This is a genomic window from Enhygromyxa salina, from assembly GCF_002994635.1.
In the GTDB taxonomy this organism is placed as follows: Bacteria; Myxococcota_A; Polyangia; order Nannocystales; family Nannocystaceae; genus Plesiocystis; species Plesiocystis salina_B.
In genome coordinates, this window is sequence record NZ_PVNL01000072.1 from 1 (window position 1) to 19159 (window position 19159).

Consider the following 19159-nt stretch of genomic DNA (forward strand, 5'->3'; position numbering starts at 1 on the left):
ACACCAGCTACGACCCGAACGACACCGTCATCGGCAGCGACTGGCACACGGCGCGGATCAGCTACCAAGGCGCCGACGTCGGCCTGCTCGCGGAGAAGCGGGCCGCGTTGCTCGCGGCGGACCACCATGGCACGCCGAGCGTCGTGCACCTCGACACGCTCGGGCGGCCGCTCTTGTCGGTCGCCCACAACAAGGACCTTGTTGGGGTCGACGAGTACTACACGACGAAGTCTGTGCTGGACATCCAGGGGCACGTGCTCGAGGTGATCGATGCGCGGGACAACACCGCCGAGTCTCGGACGTTCGGGATGCTCGGGCAGTCGTTGGTGGTCAGCAGCGAAGACGCGGGTGACCGGTGGTCTCTGCTCAACGCGCTAGGGCAGCCCATGCGAAATTGGGACAGCCGCAGTCAGCGCTTCTCGTACTCGTACGACACCCTGCGCCGGCCAGTGGATCGCACGGTCAGCGTGTCCGGCGGCTCACAGAAGTTGCTGGGGCGCATCGTGTATGGCGACCTACTGTCTTCTCCGGAAAACACGAATCACGTCGGGCGTGTGTATCGGGTGTACGACGGGGCTGGCGTGGCGACGACGGTGGAATTCGACTTCAAGGGGAACCCGCTCGAGGAGCAGCGACAGCTCGTCACGAGTAAGACGACGCAACCGGACTGGAGCGCGCTGTTGGGCCAGAGTACAATTGCCGCGATGGCGACCGCCGCGACTTCGCTGCTCGACTCCGAGACGTTCTCGGCGAGCAGTCAGCGTGACGCGGTGAACCGGGTGCTGACGGCGATCTCGCCCGACGACAGCGAGGTGAGCTACACCTACGACGAGGGCGGCGCGTTGCAGGCCGTCGAGGTCAAGCACCGCGGCAGCTCCACGGCCGAGACGGTCGTGGGAGACATCACCTACAACGCCCGCGGCCAGCGAGAGTCCGTGGTCTACGGCTCGACCTCGAGCCCGACCACGACGACCAACTACACGTACGACCCGCAGACGTACCGGCTCGCGTCGCTCTCGACCGTGCGCGGCAGCGACGCCGCCAACCTCCAGGGCCTGCATTACCACTACGACCCGGTCGGCAACATCACCGACATCCGCGACTCGGCGCAGCAGACCGTCTACTTCAACAATTCCGTCGTCGCGGCCGCGAACTCGTACACCTACGACGCGGCGTACCGGCTGATAGAAGCGACGGGCCGCGAGCACAGCACCCAGGGCACGACCCAGCGCACGGACGTACAGATCACGCCCGGCCCGCAGCCGATGACGAGCGATCCGTCGGCGATGCGGCGGTACACGCAGAAGTTTACCTACGACGAGGTGGGTAACATTCTGAAGATGCAGCATATCCCCGCCTCGGGGAGTGGTTGGACTCGGTACTACGAATCCGACGAGTACGGCAACCGGCTCGAGAAGACCTCTGCGCCTGGTGACCCGGCGAACGGCCCGTACACGCACGCGTACACGTACGACGCGCACGGCAACATGACCGCGATGCCGCACCTGTCGAGCATGGTGTGGAACCACGACGACGAGCTGCGCGAGGTCACCGTCGGGACGGAGACGGTCTACTTCCAGTACGCGGGCGGCATGCGCAGCCGCAAGTACGTGGAGAAGGCGGGCGCGATCACCGAGGAGCGCATCTACCTCGGCCCATTCGAGATTTACCGCAAGCGCAAGCGCATCAGCGGCACGCTGGACCTCGAGCGCGAGTCGCTGCACATCAGCGACGACACCGGCCGCATCTGCATCATCGAGACCAAGACTGTCGATGGCGGCTCCGCGGTCGGGAGCCCAACCGGCATCTGGCGCTACCAACTGAGCAACCATCTCGGCTCCGCCGCGACCGAGGTCGACGGGAGCGGAGCGGTCATCTCGTACGAGGAGTACCACCCCTACGGGGCGAGCGCGTACCGTGCTGTGAACGCGAGCATCGACGTCTCGGCCAAACGCTACCGCTACACGGGGATGGAGCGCGACGAGGAGACGGGGCTCGCGTACCACTCGGCCCGCTACTATGCGCCGTGGTTGGGGATGTGGATGGGGGCAGATCCCATTGGGCTGGGGGATGGAGCCAATCGGTATGCGTACGCGGGGGATAGGCCAGCGTCGAGTGTAGACCGCAACGGGCGAGAAGAGGGGCGGCTCACAGGGATTCTCTTGGATGCTTTTCGCCGACCAGAGGTGACGGGGGGAGGCGATGGCGATCCCGATGTCTCTATTACCTTGCGCCAGGAGATCAACGAATGGGCGACGCCAGAGCTGGAGCAGGCGTTTGTCGAGACCGCTCTGGCGGACTACGAAGTGCATCTGAGGGCGGTTGATGAACAGAGTCGCGCACAATACGCGAGGGCTGTCGATGCCCCATCCAACGTCCTCGGTCTGCACCCTGCGGGGCGATATGATGCCCTTTTTGATCCGCTGTATCCTGGCAGCAGTCGAGGTGACCACCTAGTTCAAGGGCTCCGCGGAGAAATGGCGGTTATTCAAGGTGAGCTCCGCGATGGCACCCCCGCGGACCGCATTCTGCGGTATCATGCGACCTACGCGGAGGCCATTCAGTCAATCCCGCAGCCGCTAGTTGAGCAAGCAATTGGGGTAGAGTTGGGGGCAGTGGCCTTTGCCGCGGGGACTGCAGTCGGACTCGGCGTGGCTCGACCCGCGGATAGTATCACAGCGGCTGCCGCAAGGGGGGGCCCGAAGACGCTCGACCTGTTTGGGGGGAAAAATCCCAAGTCCCTGGGGCAACGAACGTCGACCTGGTTGCTGAAGAAGGAGTCCGGGCCTCCACAGCATCGCTTCCCTTCGAGACTGGATCTGTAGGGGAGATTATCGCCAGCGGCCCTCGGGCGGAGTTCCTTCCCGAGGCCGCTCGCGTGTTGCAGCCAGGAGGAAAGATTTTCATCAACGCGACGAAGGGAAACAAATTCGGGAAGCTTCCAAGTGCCGAGACTCTAGATGCGCTAGGATTGCGAGTTGTTCAGACAGCGGGCCCACTGGACTCGCGTTTTTCGGGTCAGGCATTCCGCCGTACTGACGGCTCCGTGATTCCGACTTCCCAGGTCACGACCACGATTGTGGAGAAGATTCCATGAGCATTTCACAACCAGACTTCTCTGAGCTTCACTTCACAGATGCCGACATTGAGAGCATCTCGGAGCGCGCGAATGGCGTTCTCGCTGTGGCTGTGCGCAACCTGATCATAGTCACAGAAGCGGTGGTATTGGGTCGAGAGGCACCGAAAAACATACCGGCATGCAGTATTGAGTTCCATGGTGTGAGCCAGTCGATCCGCACTATCCGCAAGTACGACGAGAACGGTCAGCCAGCCTCAGAAACCGTCGTGATCGCTGACAACGTTAGCGCGGTGGATCTAGACTCGTCCACGTTGACGTTCGAGTTGGAGGGACGGCTGAAGTCGCCACCGGCTTGGATTGACGAATGGATCGTAAAGGCGAAGGGCTGGAGGATGATCATTGAGTGAGGCCCGAGAGCAATGACCGGGGGAGGCATCATCCAAGATCCCGCCCGAGAGCAATAACCGGGCGGAATCTGGAGCGAAGCATCCGCGAAGATGCTGTCGTTCTGGCCCGCATAAAATCCCGTTCGGGAGTAGTTGGATACTCCGGCGTACTTGGGCAGCCGTTCCGGCTGACCTGGGCAAGCGGCCCGGAGCCACTCGGGCAAGTTGGCAGCGTCGATCCAGATCACGGTCCAGTGGCGACCATCACGACCCGGTCCTGGGTCGACACCACCACCCCACCGGGCCGCTCCACCGTGATCACGAAGGCCGAAGGCTCTCCGATCACCAGCTTGGCGTCGATCGGGACCTGAACCTCGTCCGCGCCCGCCTCGACGTCGAACACCCCGCCGTTGACCGGAGGCCCGTCGCGCTTGTCGTCGACGATCCACACCTGGTACTGGGTCTCGCCCGAGCCCCCCGAGCCCGTAGCCGCGAGGCCGTGCAGGCTCAACATGCCCGCCTGCTGCTCGGAGCTCCACAACACCGAGCCGCCCGCGCCGTCTTGGGCGGCGGGATCCGGCTTGACCACGAACCGCCACTCGAGCTTGTCGCTCGCCGCCTCGATCTGGCTGCGCAGGTCGTCGGCGTCCGGCGGATCATCGCGGTGGACAAACAGCCACACCGCGATCGAGAGCATCACCAACGCCGCGAGCGCGCTGACGTAGGTTGCAACCCGCGCGAGCCGAGACTCGCTGACGGGCATCGGCACGACCCCCGAGCGGCTCACGGTCGGCCCGAGATCCGACTGGCTGACGGCGCGCGGGTCGAGATCCTCGTGCGAGCCCGACTCGAACCCCGGCTCGGATCCTGGTTCGTCAGACTCGGGCCGCCGAGATCCCGAGCCCGAGCGCGCCTCGAGGCGGTTCAGGTCAGCCGGGATCGCGGCACGCTGTGACTCGCTGGGCTTGGCGCCGCGATCGATGCGTCCGTTGGTCAGGCTCGACTCGAGCACGCCAGACTCGACCGCCGCGTCGACCGACTCGGGGCTGTCGCTGTCGTCCCAGGCCAGGTGGGCGGCGCCGTCGTCGGGCTCGGCGTCGCTGTCGGCCGCGCCGAGCAACAGCTCGTCGGACGCGTCGAGCCCCAAGCCGGACCCGCGACCGCCGATCGTCTGCTCGTGGCGCCGGGGGATCATGAAGCCCCAGTACAAGCTGGCCTGCTCGATCACGGCCGCCTTGACGCTCGGAGGCATCTGCTCGGCGTGGGCCATCAGCGACAGCTCGATCGCCGCGGCCGCCGACTCGTAGCTGGGATCGATCGCGGCGCCGACCAATAGATGCCGAAGCTCCGCCTGCTGGGCTTCGTCGAGCCCCGCGATCGCGCGGTCGGTGAGCAGGGTGTGCAGGCGCTTGTCAGGCACGCTCATGGCACACCCTCATGCTGCGACAGCCGCTTGCGCACAGCGATCAGCGCGCGCCGCACCAACGACTTGACCGTGCCCAGCTGGGTCGCGGTGGCGCCCGCGATCTCCTCGTGGGTCATGCCCTGGCCGACCGCGAGCGAGAGGATCCGACGCTGGCGTGGGTCGAGCGTGGCCAACACACCCGCGGCGGTCGCCGCCTCGACGCAGCGCTCGCTCGCGGTGTGTTGCTCGCTGCTCGCCAGCGAGTCGGGGGCGGGCTTGAGCTTGGGTCGCGGCACGATCGAGCGCAGGCGATCGAGCATGCAGCGACGGGCGATCATGGCGATGAACACCGGCTCCGAGCCCGCGCGAGGATCGAAGCGACCGGCGTGCTTCCACAGCTCGACGAAGATCTCCTTGGTCGCCTCGTCGCTGGCGTCCGGAGCGAAGCGCCGTGCGATCGACCAAACCAGCGGCCCGTACCGCGAGATGCACTCGCGCACGGCCGCGGGGTCACCAGCGGCGACCTGTCCAAGGAGCGTCTGTGCGGACCCAGCCAGGGCCTCTGAGATAGCATTTTTTGAGGCGTGGCTGCAGGTCGACAACCATTTCAGCGCGCCCGCCGACGGGTGGGGAGCTCGATGTCGACGTCCGCCAACACCAGCTCCGGGTCGACGCTGCACGCTGCGCTGAGCGCCTGCACGGTCACGCCGAAACCCCGCGCAAGCGCGCTGTCCTGTCCCTGCATACGCATGGGCAGCGCGTACCAGCGAGCGACCTCGCGCACGTACGCCACGCGAAACGCCGGGTCGGCGGGCGAGCCACCGCTCGCGTCTGTGCACACCCTGCCCATGAAGCTCCGCGCTCGCTCGGCGTCCAGCGTCAGCCGCAGCGCCGCTGGATATCCGAACAGGCACCAATCCGACTGTGCAGGATCAGCCCCGCGATCTCCGAGGATCACGGGACACCAGCGCAGTACCTCGGCGTAGTCGCCCTGCATGTGATCCGTGACCAATTCTTCGTGCGTCGGCGGCCTCGAGGCGGCTCCGCGTGCGCAGCCAGCCGTGTTCCCAGCCGCGATCACGCCGAGCAGACCCAGCACGGCGGCGACGAACATGCTGGACGAGCGCACGCGTACTTGTCCCCCAATCGTGATAGGGCGCGCAAGTCACTCATGAATGGAGTGCGTAATATACGCAATGCGGTTCACGCGTCGAGAACAGTTATAAGACCTGGGTGGGTCTCACGCTCATCCGCAAGGGCAACCCGAGTCAGCGGAACAAGCGCGCCTCCAAGATTGCGTTGGTGTTGGCGGGGGGCGCGATGACTGGCGGCGCGTTCAAGATGGGCGGGCTCAAGGCACTCAACGACTTCCTGGTCGGCCGCGGGATCGTCGACTTCGACATCTACGTGGGGCTGTCTGCGGGGGCGTTGCTGTCGGTCCCGCTCGCGGCCGGGTTCTCGCCCGACGAGATGATCCGGGTGATCGACGGCACCAGCGAACGGTTCGAGCCGCTGCGTCCCTCCGATCTCTACACGCCCAACGTCACCGAGATCGTCGGGCGCCCGGCCAGGCTCGCGTGGGAGCTGGCCCGCTACGGCCCGTGCCTGCTCGCCGACTTCATGCGCGGGATCCCGGGCTTGCCGAGCACGTTTCACGACGCGCTCGGCGAGCTGCTGCGATCGCCCGACTACATGCACGTCGAGCGCATGGCGTTGCGTCTGCGTGACAAAGTCTCACCCCGAGTCTCGCTGCCCGCCGTGACCGAGGCGATCCCCAGCGGGTTCATGACCAACGCCCCGGTCGAGCGCTGGGTGCGGCGCAACCTCGAGAAGATCGGCGTCCCCAACGACTTTCGGGCGTTCGCGGCCAAGCACGACAACCAGCTGTTCATCACCGCCTGCGAGCTCGACACCGCCGAGCGGGTGATCTTTGGAGCCGACGAGCACGAGGGCCTGCGCATCTCCGAGGCCGTGCAGGCATCGACGGCGCTGCCGATCTTGTATCAGCCCGCGCGCCTCGAGGGCGTCGACTACATCGACGGCGCGGTGCGCAACACCGCCAACATCGACGTCGCCATTGATAAGGGTGCGGATCTGGTGATCTGCTACAACCCGTTTCGCCCGATCCGAAACAAGCTGCTGCCGAGTGAGCCCGATAGCCGACGGATCGCCGATCAGGGGCTCACGGGTGTGCTCAACCAGGTGTTCCGCACGCTGCTGCAGTCGCGTCTGCGCCTGGGGCTCGAGCGCTATCGTGACCACAAAAACTTCGAGGGGGACATCGTCGTGATCGAGCCCAAGGAGCAGGACCTCGACTTCTTTGGGCTCAACCCGCTCGCCTACCGCAAGCGCGACGCGGCGCTGCGACACGGCTACGAGTCGGTCCGCCACACGGTCGAGCATCGCTTCGACGAGCTCGATGAGCTGCTCGACAGCCACGGGCTGCGGCTGAGCCGGGCCGTCGCGGCGCGGCGGGCCGCAGAGATCGTGCGCGAGCGCGAGTGGTCAGACGGCCGCGAGCGGCGTGACAGCCGACGCGCCCGTCAGCCGCTCCCGGTCCACGAAGCGCCGTGACCGGGAGCGGGCGCCGAGCCGGGGTGGGTCACTCGCTGAACGCGAACAGCTTGAACACGTGGGCCGAGACGATGGTATCGCCGTCGACTCCCGGCTCTTCGTACGACGCCACGCCGCCGAGCTCACCGGTGGCGCCCTCGGTCGAGAACACGAAGTTCACGGCGTAGACGAGCGCGCTCGGATCCGCGGGCTTGACCGCGTCCAGCTTCACGCTGCCGAGCTCTGCCAGATCCTCGACCTCGCGGACGACCGTCGGCGCTTCCAGTCCCTCCTCGCCGATCTGAGCGACGAGCACGGCGGCCAGCTCGCTGTCGAAGTAGCCGTCCTCCGACAGCAGCCTCAGGGTCACGTCGAGCTCGACCCGCGACACGCAGGTCGCCGCCGAGCCATCGCTGGGGACCGACTCGACGTGCCGGACCTCGCCGCCCTCGTGCGCGACGGACAGCTCGAAGTTCGCAACCTCCGGAGCGCTGGTCTTGACCGATACCTCGCCGAACGAGATGGCCTCGAAGCCGAGGATGCGCGCGCCTTCGGCCGCCTCGAGCGCGGCCCTGGGCTTGTGCCCCTCGGGGGTCTCGATGTCCTGGCTAGGCAGCACGGTGACGGTCTCGATGCACGCTTCGAGCTCCTCGCCACCTTCCGCTTCGCCGCCTTCTCCCGCCTCGGTCTCTCCTTCAGTCTCTCCCGCCTCGGCGTCGCCATCACCGATCGGGGTGTCAATGTCGGCGCATCCCACCGCGAGCGGAGCGACAGCGAGCAGCGCGAGGAGGGGACGAGTGGATCGCAACATGGTCATGTCTCGACCATGATCCCGGTCGCTGTGCTTGGCCACGCTGACGTTGATGTCAGCCCGAGCGGCGCGACCAAACCGCGTGTGGACGAGGCGTCACGCCGGCTCCCGAGTCCACGTGGCAACCGGATCGCAGCTGTGGGGCACGATTGTCGCGGTCCCATCGAGCTCCTCGCCGGGAGGATTGATCTGCGGGACAGCGTGCAAATCAGTCGGGAACCGTGCTTGCGGTCGCCTCGTTCGTTCGACGACAATCTTGCAGCCGATGGCCCGCGTGATCGCCAACCCCGGACACCGCGACGAGCGCGTGCACGAGCTGGCGGTCGGGGTCACCGTGATCGGCCGCGGCCGCGAGAGCCAGATCCGCGTGACCAACAAGAGCCTGTCTCGCCAGCACGCGTCGCTCGAGCGCGAGGCATCGGGCCGCGTCACGATCAAGGACGTCGGCAGCAAGAACGGGACCTTCGTCGAGGGTCGTCGGCTCGATCGTCCCCAGGAGCTCGAGGACGGCCAGCACTTCAGCTGCGGCGACGTGGTGTTCGTCTACAGCCTCGCCGAGTACTCGGTCGCCCCGCCAGAGTCGTTCGTGCGCGAGATCTCGACCGAGGCCACCCGCGTGCTCGTCAACGATCTGCTGACCCAGGCCCGCAACCGCCGCAGCTCGGGGCTCGGCCGGCCGCGCCTGCCCAAGACCGCCGAGGGGCGCCTGCAGGTGCTGCTCGAGGTCGCGCGGCTGCTGTCCTCGCCCGAGGACATCGAGGGTCAGCTGCGCAAGATCCTGGACCTGGTGTTCTCGATCCTCGACATCGATCGGGTCGCGCTCATCATGATCGACGAGGACACCGGGGAGTTTGGTCCGCCGATCGTCGAGTCGCGCCGCGAGGCGACGCTGGGCGAGACCTCGGGCACCTATAGTCGACACATCCTCAACTACGTGCGTGAGCGCAGCGTCGCCGCGCTGTTCTCTGACGCCGCCGCCGATCCGCGGCTCGACGGCGCGCAGTCGATCCAATTGACCTCGGTGCGCTCGTCGATGTGCGCCCCGCTCAAGCCCCACGACGCGATCATGGGGGTCCTCTATGTCGACAACCTCACGATCCCAGCGGTGTTCACCAGCGAAGATCTCGAGCTGCTGTCCGCGTTCGCGGCCCAGGCTGCGATCGCAATCGAGAACTCGCGCCTGTACCAGCGCCTGCAGGACGAGGCCGTCGCCCGCAGCAACCTGCTGCGCTTCTTCCCGCCCACGACCATCGCCCAGCTCCGCAAGAACCCGCGCCTGACCGCCGAGGTGATCGACACCGAGGTCACCGCGCTGTTTTGTGACATCAGCGGGTTCACGCAGATGTCCGCGCAGATGCAGCCGCGCGACGTCATGGAGGTGCTCAACCGCTACTTCCCGGTGGTCACCGAGATCGTGTTCGACCACGAGGGCACCCTCGAGAAGTACATTGGTGACGCCATGCTCGCGGTCTGGGGCGCCCCGTTTCGGCGGGTCGACGACGCCAAGCGAGCGGTGCAGGCGGCCGTCGACATGCAAGAGGCCATCACCAAGCTGAGCCTGGAGCTCACCAACTTCCCGCCGTTGCGCGTGCACATCGGGCTCAACACCGGGCGGGTCGCGGCTGGCAACATTGGGTCTGATCACTACTTGCAGTACGCGACGATCGGCGACGCGACGAATTTAGCCAGTCGGATCTGTAGCGCGGCCGGGCCCGGCGAGATCGCAATTGGGGTCGCCACGCTCGAGCGGCTGGGCGGACCGCCGCCATTTCCGATCGACGGCCCCGAGTTTCACGAAGTTCGGGGCCGGGACCAGCCGATCGCCGTGTACAAGCTGCGCTGGGACAACTGAGGTCACAGGCCGATCAGCGCCATCGCCTGGTGGACGTTGCGGCGCGCGTGCTTTTGCTTGATCGGCGAGCGCAGCAACCGGTTCAGCGCCGCCAGCATCAGCGCCCGGGTGGGCGCGGCCACGTTGTCTGCCTCCAAGGCCACCGCGGTGCTGGTCTTCAGCAAGTGCGCCGAGAAGATCGGCAGCGGCAGCCCGTGATCGAGCAGCCGGTCCTGGACGCCCGCCCAGAACCCGTCTTCGTCGTCCACCCGCCAGTCCTCGAGCTCGATCCCCGTGTCCAGGTACGCCCGGTTGCGGGCCACGAAGCACCCCATCTGCAGCAGCCCGCGCCCCCACAGCTCGGGGTACTTGCTGCATTGCCGCCGGACCGCGCTGCCAAAGGTCAGCGCGTGGGTGAAGTCGAGCCATCCCACGTTGTCCGCGACCTTGACCGACGTCGCCGTTGATCGGCGGGTGTCGAAGCACAGCATGGACCGGGCGCTGGCCCGCATCAGCGCGTCCCAGATCTGCATCGGCGTTCGCACGCGCGCCTGCTCGTGGATCCAGCGGAACATCGCCTTCAAGCTCGTACCTGTGAGCGCGTCCACCTCCGCGTCCCAGTCGGCCCCGAGCTCGTGTGATGTCGACCCATCGTGCTCGGGGTACGCGGCGATCGCATCCGCCAGCGACCGAAACTCCGGGATCAAGTCTTCACGGGTAGACGTCACCAGGTAGCGGGTGAGCGCGCTCAGCAGCGGGTCTGCCAGCTCCGGCCCCAACCGCTGCAGCAGCTCGCCGGTCTTGACCACGTAGATCATCGCGTGGCCAAACCCCGCGTAGTGACGCAGGGCGGCGTGCGTGAAGCTGCGCTCGAGCTCGGCAAAGCCCAAGCCCGCGGCGACTCCCCCACGAACCAGCCCGACCGCGCGCGGCTCCTGCTCGCGCTCGATCGCCTCGAGCAGCTGATCATGATCAAACCCTTCAGCGAGCGGCGCCGCGAACACAAACTCGGGCTGACGCAGCGCGTCGAAGGCCAGGTGATCGATCGCCTCGCTCGCGCACACCAGGCGGGCCTCGGTCCGCGCCGCATCGCCTTCGCCCGGCTCCGCGCCCAGGCGATCGTACAGGGCGATCCAGTCCGACGTGGCCGCGAACGCATGCGTGGTGCCCCACTCGAGCCGCGGCGCGCACCACTCGATCGCCCGCGGCACCGCGACCGCGACGGGATCGAGCCCAGCCGCGACCAGCCGGGCCAGCTCCCGCGCGATCCAGCCGTCGTCCTGCTCATCGAACGCCTTGCGCAACCCTACGAGGATCTGCGCGGTCAGCTCGGCGATCGGCGGGTCGCTCAGATCCACCCAGACCGCCCCGTCGCGCACCTGCACGGGGTAGGTGCGCACGTCGTCCCCGCCATACAAGTTGGTGCCCGTCGCCAGGTCGAACTTCCAGTTGTGCCAATTGCAGGTCAGCACACAAGCATCGTCGACGCTGCCCTGTGACAGCGGGTACCCCTCGTGCGGGCAGCGATTGTCGACCGCGTGGCATTGCGCGCCGTCGTGAAAGATCGCCAGCTGATAGCGCTCGCGCTTGAACACCATCGCGCGACGCTGCGCGAGCTCCTCGACGGTCGTGACTTCGTGCCAATTACTCATGCCAATTACTCATGCCAGTTACTCATGCCAATGACTCAGTCATTCGGCCAAGGCTCGGGTGGGGGCGCGGGCGTGTTGGGGATCACCGCGCCTTCGCTCTCCAGGTTCTCGATGAACAACCGGACATAGAACAGGTCGTCCTCGATGTCCTCGTCGGGGTTCTCGCTCAGCCAGCTCTCGATCGCCCCCGCGAGCGGGATCAAGATCGACAGCGCCCCGTCAAAGTCGCCGACGACCGCGCGCTCGGCCGCCATCTCGAACCCGACGTAGATGTTGAGCATCACGAACCCCTTGGCCACGCTGTCGTCCGTGAACAGGCCGTCTTGGGGCGTCTCCCACGGCCCGAGCGGCGACGTGATCTCCACGATCTGCTCGACCGTCTCACCCGTCACCGGGACCTGATAGCTGAACTCGATGCGCCCGACCTCGCCCGGGTCTTCACCGGTCGGCAGCAGCTCGAAGATGATCGCCCCACCGCCGCCGCGCCGACCGTTGTCGTTGTCGGTGTCGCTGACCCGATGCGCCAGCTGCAGGATCGGGATCTCGATCTGCGCCTCGTTGCCCCACGTCTGCGCCTGCTTGGTGCCATAGACCCGGCGCAGGTCGTAGCCCTCGAACACCGTCGCGTCGATGCTCACCTGCTCGCCCAGCGGGATCGTGAACGCCTGGACCTCCTCGGCGAACACCTCCTCGACGGCTGCGTAGTCTTCTACATAGTAAAACGAGCCACTGCCGAGCTCCGCCAGGCTCCGCATCAGCTCCACGTCAAACGCGTCGCCCAGCCCGATCGTCGTGAGCCCGTACCCCTGTGTCGCCCAGGCGCTGGCGAGCCCTTCGAGCTTGTCGGCGCTGGTGATCCCCGCGTTGGCGCGGCCATCGGAGACCAGCAGCGCGCGGTTCTGCCAGCCCTCCAGCGCGTGCGCGTCGAGGGTCTCAAACGCCTCGCGCAGCCCCGCGTAGAGGTTGGTCGCCGCGTCGGGAGCGAGCCCCGCGATCGCCGTGGTGAGCGCCTCGGAGTCCGCCGTCACATACTCGACCAGCACCGTCGCCCCGTCGCTGAACGTGATCAGGGACACCCGATCCTGCGGCTGCAGCTCGTTGCGCATGCGCAGCAACCCTTCGCGGACCCGCTCGATCGGCGCCCCCTTCATGGAGCTGCTCGTGTCCACCGCGATCGCCACATTCAGCGGCGGCCGCTCGAGCTGCTCGGGATCGATCGGCGTGTTCATGCCCACCAACACCAGCGTGCAATTCGAGCCAGTGATCATGTTGCCCATCACCCCCAGCATCCCGTGAATGCACACGTTCTCGCCGCACGCGGGCGCGGGCATGGGGATCTGGTGCTCGGCGAAGAAGCCCATGTCATCGATCGTCTCGGGGCCCGGGATGTCCCCGTCGAGCAGGATCTCGCGGAACAGCCCGAAGTCCTGCGCGCCACCCTGGCCAACGCCCGCACCGTCGCCCCCGCCCTCGTCGCCGGCTCCGGTGCCCACGAACCCGTCGGCGGCGGAGTCGCCATCACAGCCGGGCGCGGTCAGACCGAGCAGCGCGAGCAGGGTGAACGACCGGCTCACGACGTGTAGGCGGGCAGGGTTGAAACGAAGCAACTTGGACATGGGCGAACCTCCCGTGCGCGTGCGCGACCTGATGGTCTCGCATTCTTGGCCGCAGCGCAGCGCAGACCGCCAAGTCAGCGTCCGGTCTGGCCTGCGGGGGTCTTTGGCGGTTCTCTGCGTGACGAGGCGGCCGGGGCGAAGCTCACGGGTCGTGCGCGCCGCCCAACATCACGACAACCCCCGCATACAACCCCCCGAACCCGGAACGAACTTCGACCTGCGGTTTCGTCTACGCCACCTCGTCGCGGCCGATGCTCTGATACACATCCTCGAGATCGCTCCGCAGCCGCGTCAGCGCGATCACGTCCACATCCGCGAGCACCAACTCCCTCAGCAGCTTGGCCGCGCTGTCTTCATCGCCATGGATCCGCACCCGAATCTTCCCCCGCTCAGAAGTAGCCGGATCGATCTGCTCGTCACGATTCAGCGGCAGCACGTCCTCGATCAGCCCCCCGTGCGACCGCAGCAACTCCAACCCCTTTTGCAGCCCCTTCGTGATCGACACCTCATGCACGCGCCGCGCAACCTCGTACTTGTCGATCACCTCGTCGACCGGCCCAAACACCTGCATGGCGCCCTTCTGAATCAGCGCGACCGTGTCACAGAACCCATCGAGCTCGCGCAGAATGTGACTGCTGACTACGATCCCCACGCCCTCGTTGGCCACCGTCCGCAGGATCTCCCGCAGCTGCCGCCGACCCAGCGGGTCGAGCCCGTCGGCGGGCTCGTCGAGCAACAATAGCTCCGGTCGGTGGACCAACGTCCGCGCGATCGCCAGACGCTGGCGCATGCCCTTTGAGAGGTCCGAGATCAGCGCGTCAGCCTTGCTCGACAGCCTGAAGGTCGCGAGCAGCTCGCCCACCCGCGCCTGGGCGTCGGCGTCGGCCATGCCGTAGCACTCGGCGAAGAAGCGCAGGTACCCGGCGGCGGTCATGTTCGGGTACAGCCCGGTGCCGTCACCGAGAAACCCGATCCGCTGGCGGATGAACTGCCGCTGCTGCCACGCGTCGGCGCCGTCCCAGGTGACCGCGCCCGTGTCGGGCTGCTGCAAGGTCGCGAGGATCCGCAAGCTCGTCGACTTGCCCGCGCCGTTGGGCCCGATCAGCGCGAGCACCTCGCCGGCCTTGATGTGAAAGCTGAGCTCGGAGACGGCGAGGCGAACGCCGTCGTAGGAGTGAGTGATGTTCTGAACACAGACGAGTTGCACGGGCGGCCTCGAGGTGGCGTGGCGGGTCGGCGCGGACGCGCGAACCTGGTGTTGGGTTCCGGATCGCTCGCTGATGGTAGCGGACTCGGGCACGGCGTCCCGCAAACACGGCTCCTCGCGTGGGCGAGCTGCCTCAAGTAGGCTCGGTGGTGCGTATGCCGGGCGATCGCCGACACCCCCTTGCCGCAGCTGCAGCCTCCATGGCCGCGACCTTGGCCCTCACGCTGACGCTCGCGGGCACGGCTGGCTGCGAGCGCGGCCAGCCGACCCCGAGCACCGCGCCCGACGCCGCGGCCGATCCAGCCCAGCCCAAGGATCGCTCGGTCGCGGTCGTCAGCGACGGCACGCTCGACCCCGATCCCGATCAGCTCGCGGCCGGCGTGCCCTATCTGCGATTCGGTATCGAGGTCGGTGAGTCGCCCGCGCGCGGCCCCGCCGACGCCCCCGTGACGATCGTGATGTTCTCGGACTTCGAGTGTCACTACTGCGAGGAGGCGTTCCACACCGTCGAGGAGCTCGAGCAGGAGTACGCTGGCAAGATCCGTCTGGTCTACAAGGCGCTGCCGCTCGCGCTGCACCAGCACGCGCTCGAGGCCGCGCTGGTCGGTCACTCGGCCCAGGCCGCGGGTAAATTCTGGGAGTACCAAGACCTGATCTTCAGCGGCGGTGGCATCGATCCAGCCACGATCCAGCGCTACGCGCGGGAGGTCGGCCTCGATCTCGATCAGGTCGCGAGCGAGCTCGAGTCGCTCGAGCACGCGCCCGCGGTGCGCCGGGATCTGCGGGTCGCCAAGCGACTCAAGCTGCACTCCACGCCCGTGTTCTTCATCAACGGCCGGATGCTGCCGGGCGCCCGCCCCAAGCACATCTTCCGCCACATGATCGACCAGGAGCTGTCGCTCGCCGAGCGCCTCGCCGACGACGGGATCGCCAGCGCCGAGCTCTACGACTACGCCACCCAGTGGGGCTACACCGCGCTGGTCTACGAAGACGAGGCCGCCTCGCTCGACGAGGACAAGGTCTACCCGGTGCCGATCGGCGACTCACCGGTCCGCGGCCCGGCCGACGCCCCGATCACGATCATCGCGTTCTCGGACTTCCAGTGCCCGTTCTGCGCGCGCGGCCACGTGACCATGGAGGAGCTGCGGGCCCGCTACGGCGACCAGATCCGGTTTGTGTTCAAGCACTTTCCGCTCCCGGGTCACCCGATGGCCGCGCTCGCGTCACGAGCCAGCTTCGCGGCGGCCAAGGTCGGCAAGTTCTGGGAGTTCCACGACGCGATCTTCGAGTTCGGTGGTCGGTTTCGGCCCGAGGATCTCTCGGATGTCGCGACCAAGCTGGGGATCCCGCGCGCGAGCCTCGAGACCGCGATGACGACCGAGCAGTACGATCCCCGGATCGAGGCGGACCTGCGCCTCGGCGGCAGCCTCATGGTCGACGGCACCCCCGCATACTTCATCAACGGCCGGCCGATCATCGGCGCCCACCCGCTCATGGATTTTCGCATGCTGATCACCGAGGAGCTCGAGCGGGTCGAGCAGGCCCGCGAGCAGGGCATCGCGCCCGCCGACATCTACGCCCACCTCACGGGTACCAAGGAGTGAGGCCCGCGGCATCGTCGTGAACCGAGCGGGTGTCGCTCACGGTCCACGGTGACTACGGCCTCACGTGAATGAGTCAGCGCACAAATCAGCACGGAAGACGTAGAAATCGCGCACGCGCGTGGGCGCGTGCGCGATCGCGTGCTCAGACGGAGGCGGCGGCTTGGTTCCGATAGCCCTCGAGCATCTCGGTGAGCGCCTTGTACCCGCGGTGCGCACGAACCCGCAGCGTGCCCTCACGGACGCCCAGCTCCGTGCTGATCTCCGCCATGCTCTTGCCCTCGATCTTGTGCAGCGTGACGACCTCGCGCTGGGTGGCCGGCAGACCCGCGAGCGCCTGGCGAATCCGGGCCGCGATGCCAAGCTGCCGCTCTTGCTCGACCGCGACCGCCTCGATGTCGAGGCTGGGGTCGCGCAGCGAGTCGAGCAGGTCGGAGGTGTCGTCGCCCGCCGTGTCCAACTTGACGGCCCGCTCGCGGTAGATCTTGCGCAAGTGATCGATCGTCGCGTTGCGGGCGATGGTGGAGTACCAGACCGCGACGGCGCGATCTGGGTTGGCGCCGGCCGGTGCCGCGAACCGCTCACGGGCCCCGTGGGCCTTCATGAACGCGGTCTGCAGCAGGTCTTCGGCGGTCGCTGGGTTGCTGATCTTGCTGCGGATCTGCGCACGCACGGCTGGGCTGAGCCGCTGGTAGAGCTGGGTGAAGGCCTGTTGGTCCCCGTCGAGGTAGCTGTCCATCAGCGTGGACAGTCCTGCGTAGCGTTCGTCTTGGTCGGTGCGGCTCATGCTTGCCTCCTGGGCCACTCGGGCCCGTAGCGTCAGTGCTTGGATGCAGGGCAGGCCGAAGGGTTACAGCGCGGGCAAAGAAAGTTCAGCGAGGGCCCTGGGGCAGCTACAGGCGTGATCGGCGAGGTGGTCAGGCGTGGCTGGTTTCCGTGGTATCTGGGCCTTGGTGAGCACGCAGGGGGCATCAAGCGCGAGTGGCGCTGGCGGGCAGTCGCTCGCCAGCGAAGAGCGCGAGATCATCGAGGGCATGCGCGCGGGCGACGACCGCGCGTTCGAGCGGCTGGTCCGCGTCCATATCGGCCCGCTCCACGCGGTCGCGCTGCGGCTGCTCAAGAACGACGCCGACGCCGACGACATCGTGCAGGAGGGCTTCCTCAGCGCATTTCGCAACTTCGACAGCTTTCGCGGCGACGCGCGGCTCAAGACGTGGCTGCACCGGATCGTCGTCAACGCCGCGCTGCAGCGGCTGCGTAGGTCCAAGAGCCGGGCTGGGCAGCAAGCCGACGTCGTCGACGTGACCGAGCTGCTCCCGCGCTTCGCCGACAACGGCTACCCGGAGCACTTCCATCAGCCCTGGGTCCAGACGATCGAAGAGCTCGCCACCCGCGCCGAGACCCGCGAGCAGGTCCGGCAGATGATTGACAAGCTGCCCGACAACTATCGTACGGTGCTGATCCTGCGCGACATCGAGGAACTCGACACCAGCGAGACCGCCGAGCTCCTCGAGCTCAGCCCAGGCACCGTGAAGGTCCGCCTGCACCGGGCCCGGCAAGCGCTGCGAAACCTTCTCGAGCGTGAACTCGAACTCACCGCCAACGCATGAGCGAAGAAGACCACTGCCGAGCCGGGCGCCACGGACATCGCCACGACATCAGCTGTCGTGAGGTCAGTGAATTCCTGCTCGCCTATCTCGACCGCGAGCTCGACGAGCCCGCCCGAACCGAGTTCGAGCGGCACCTGCAGCTCTGCCCGCCCTGCGTGCACTACCTCGACGGCTACCGCGACACGATCGCGCTGGTGCGGGCCTGCACCCGCGCTGACGCTGCGCCCGCCGAGCCAAGCTGCGAGAGTCAGCGGCCCAAGAAAGCCCCTCCCGAGGGGTTGATCCAGGCGATCTTGTCGGCGAAGTGTCGCGCGGCGAAGCGGGATCCGAGCGAGTGAGCAGTGGTCGCTCGAAGGGCGTCGCGAAGCCCGTCACCGTGTTGTCGTGGAACGTCAATGGCCTGCGCGCCGTCGCGAAGAAGGGCTTTCGCGAGTGGCTCGACAGCACCGGGGCGGAGATCGTCGGCCTGCAAGAGGTCCGCGCGCGCCCCGAGCAGCTGCCTGAGGATCTGCGCGAGCCCAACAACTGGCACGCCCGCCTGGTCGCCAGCGAGCGGCCCGGCTACGCGGGCGTCGGGATGTACTGCGCCCGCGCTCCCGACACCCACGAACAGGCGCTCGGGATCCCGCGCTTCGACACGGAGGGGCGGCTGCAGGTCGCCCGGTTCGGCCGGCTCACGATCGTCAACGCCTACTTCCCCAACGGCAACGGGCGCGAGCGCGACAACAGCCGGGTGCCGTACAAGCTCGACTTCTATCGCGCGGTGTTCGATCTGGTTCAGCGTCGGCGCAAGGCCGGCCAGCGCGTGCTGGTCATGGGCGACTTCAACACCGCCGTTCGTGAGATCGACCTGGCCCGGCCCAAGCAGAACACCAAGACCTCGGGGTTCTTGACCGAAGAGCGCGACGAGCTCGAGCGGTGGCTGGCCGCCGGCTGGCTCGACAGCTTTCGCGTGTTCGAGCCCGGCGCCGGCCACTACTCGTGGTGGTCGCAGCGCGGCACGGCCCGGGCTCGCAACGTCGGCTGGCGGATCGACTACGTGCTCGCGTCGCCCAACCTGCGCCCGTTCTTGCGCGGCGCGTTCATTCAGCCCGACGTCCTCGGCTCGGATCACGCCCCAATCGGCGTGGAGCTAGACCCCGCAGTCTTCGATTGACTTCCATACCCCCAGTCGAACCCGACGCGACCCGTGCTCGGCTGCGCCTCCGCGCGGGTCGCCACCCTCGCTTCGCTCGGGCTCGAGGTCGGGTCCGCCTGTGGGAACGCTTCGCTTTCTTTTTTTACCCCCAGTCGAACCCGACGCGACCCGTGCTCGGCTGCGCCTCCGCGCGGGTCGCCACCCTCGCTTCGCTCGGGCTCGAGGTCGGGTCCGCCTGTGGGAACGCTTCGCTTTCTTTTTTTACCCCCA

Annotated in this window: 16 protein-coding genes; 8 read left to right on the top strand and 8 right to left on the bottom strand. The window is 67.2% G+C overall.

Translation table 11 applies throughout. From position 1 onward, the window contains the following. Together ENSA7_RS18690 and ENSA7_RS18700 are read left to right on the top strand one after the other, a co-directional pair. Nucleotides 1-2825: RHS repeat domain-containing protein (locus tag ENSA7_RS18690; protein ID WP_146157844.1), on the top strand; the 2825-nt coding region annotated here is incomplete at its 5' end. Between the two features lie 268 nt (nucleotides 2826-3093). Continuing rightward, nucleotides 3094-3486, top strand: a complete 393-nt coding sequence (locus ENSA7_RS18700) for a hypothetical protein (protein WP_106090668.1) — start codon at nucleotides 3094-3096, stop codon at nucleotides 3484-3486. A gap of 223 nt (nucleotides 3487-3709) precedes the next feature. Here the strand turns inward: ENSA7_RS18700 and ENSA7_RS18705 are convergent, their stop codons facing one another. From ENSA7_RS18705 to ENSA7_RS18715, 3 genes are all read right to left on the bottom strand, one after another. Next, the gene (locus ENSA7_RS18705) at nucleotides 3710-4891 is read right to left on the bottom strand and encodes an anti-sigma factor (RefSeq protein WP_106090669.1); all 1182 of its coding nucleotides are present in this window, start codon (nucleotides 4889-4891) and stop codon (nucleotides 3710-3712) included. Continuing rightward, complete coding sequence (locus tag ENSA7_RS18710; protein ID WP_244923842.1) at nucleotides 4888-5370, bottom strand: RNA polymerase sigma factor; 483 nt, start codon at nucleotides 5368-5370, stop codon at nucleotides 4888-4890. The genes ENSA7_RS18705 and ENSA7_RS18710 overlap by 4 nt, the downstream gene beginning before the upstream one ends. 107 nt (nucleotides 5371-5477) lie before the next feature. Then, entirely contained in the window at nucleotides 5478-5999 is a 522-nt protein-coding gene (locus ENSA7_RS18715) for a hypothetical protein (protein WP_146157845.1), read from the bottom strand. A gap of 104 nt (nucleotides 6000-6103) precedes the next feature. Between ENSA7_RS18715 and ENSA7_RS18720 the strand changes: the two genes are divergently transcribed. Beyond that, on the top strand, nucleotides 6104-7444 hold the full coding sequence (locus tag ENSA7_RS18720) for a patatin-like phospholipase family protein (protein WP_106090671.1): 1341 nt from the start codon (nucleotides 6104-6106) through the stop codon (nucleotides 7442-7444). A gap of 28 nt (nucleotides 7445-7472) precedes the next feature. Here the strand turns inward: ENSA7_RS18720 and ENSA7_RS18725 are convergent, their stop codons facing one another. Continuing rightward, nucleotides 7473-8234 carry a hypothetical protein gene (locus tag ENSA7_RS18725; protein ID WP_146157846.1) on the bottom strand — a complete coding sequence of 254 codons (762 nt, stop codon included), beginning with the start codon at nucleotides 8232-8234 and terminating at the stop codon, nucleotides 7473-7475. A gap of 265 nt (nucleotides 8235-8499) precedes the next feature. Here ENSA7_RS18725 and ENSA7_RS18730 point away from each other — a divergent pair, with 265 nt between their 5' ends. Beyond that, nucleotides 8500-10086, top strand: coding sequence for an adenylate/guanylate cyclase domain-containing protein (locus tag ENSA7_RS18730; protein WP_106090673.1), 1587 nt, complete (start codon nucleotides 8500-8502; stop codon nucleotides 10084-10086). 2 nt (nucleotides 10087-10088) lie between these two features. Here the strand turns inward: ENSA7_RS18730 and ENSA7_RS18735 are convergent, their stop codons facing one another. The 3 genes from ENSA7_RS18735 to ENSA7_RS18745 all read right to left on the bottom strand — a co-directional run bounded on the left by ENSA7_RS18735 (nucleotide 10089) and on the right by ENSA7_RS18745 (nucleotide 14540). Continuing rightward, entirely contained in the window at nucleotides 10089-11717 is a 1629-nt protein-coding gene (locus tag ENSA7_RS18735; protein ID WP_106090674.1) for a Rieske (2Fe-2S) protein, read from the bottom strand. Nucleotides 11718-11752: 35 nt separating this feature from the next. Further along, nucleotides 11753-13333: a vWA domain-containing protein gene (locus tag ENSA7_RS18740; protein WP_106090675.1), complete on the bottom strand. Its 1581-nt coding sequence runs from the start codon at nucleotides 13331-13333 to the stop codon at nucleotides 11753-11755. A 229-nt stretch (nucleotides 13334-13562) separates the two neighbouring features. Further along, on the bottom strand, nucleotides 13563-14540 hold the full coding sequence (locus ENSA7_RS18745) for an ABC transporter ATP-binding protein (protein WP_181233883.1): 978 nt from the start codon (nucleotides 14538-14540) through the stop codon (nucleotides 13563-13565). 200 nt (nucleotides 14541-14740) lie between these two features. Here ENSA7_RS18745 and ENSA7_RS18750 point away from each other — a divergent pair, with 200 nt between their 5' ends. Further along, nucleotides 14741-16144, top strand: coding sequence for a DsbA family protein (locus ENSA7_RS18750; RefSeq protein ID WP_181233884.1), 1404 nt, complete (start codon nucleotides 14741-14743; stop codon nucleotides 16142-16144). 142 nt (nucleotides 16145-16286) lie between these two features. Here the strand turns inward: ENSA7_RS18750 and ENSA7_RS18755 are convergent, their stop codons facing one another. Further along, nucleotides 16287-16928: an RNA polymerase sigma factor gene (locus tag ENSA7_RS18755; protein ID WP_106090678.1), complete on the bottom strand. Its 642-nt coding sequence runs from the start codon at nucleotides 16926-16928 to the stop codon at nucleotides 16287-16289. 166 nt (nucleotides 16929-17094) lie between these two features. On the opposite strand from ENSA7_RS18755, the gene ENSA7_RS18760 reads away from it, so the two are divergent. The 3 genes from ENSA7_RS18760 to ENSA7_RS18770 are packed head-to-tail and all read left to right on the top strand — an operon-like array spanning nucleotide 17095 to nucleotide 18907. Continuing rightward, entirely contained in the window at nucleotides 17095-17751 is a 657-nt protein-coding gene (locus tag ENSA7_RS18760) for a sigma-70 family RNA polymerase sigma factor (RefSeq protein ID WP_219908008.1), read from the top strand. Then, nucleotides 17748-18089 carry an anti-sigma factor family protein gene (locus ENSA7_RS18765; protein ID WP_106090679.1) on the top strand — a complete coding sequence of 114 codons (342 nt, stop codon included), beginning with the start codon at nucleotides 17748-17750 and terminating at the stop codon, nucleotides 18087-18089. The genes ENSA7_RS18760 and ENSA7_RS18765 overlap by 4 nt, the downstream gene beginning before the upstream one ends. Continuing rightward, nucleotides 18086-18907 carry an exodeoxyribonuclease III gene (locus ENSA7_RS18770; RefSeq protein ID WP_106090680.1) on the top strand — a complete coding sequence of 274 codons (822 nt, stop codon included), beginning with the start codon at nucleotides 18086-18088 and terminating at the stop codon, nucleotides 18905-18907. The genes ENSA7_RS18765 and ENSA7_RS18770 overlap by 4 nt, the downstream gene beginning before the upstream one ends. Nucleotides 18908-19159 lie beyond the last annotated feature (252 nt).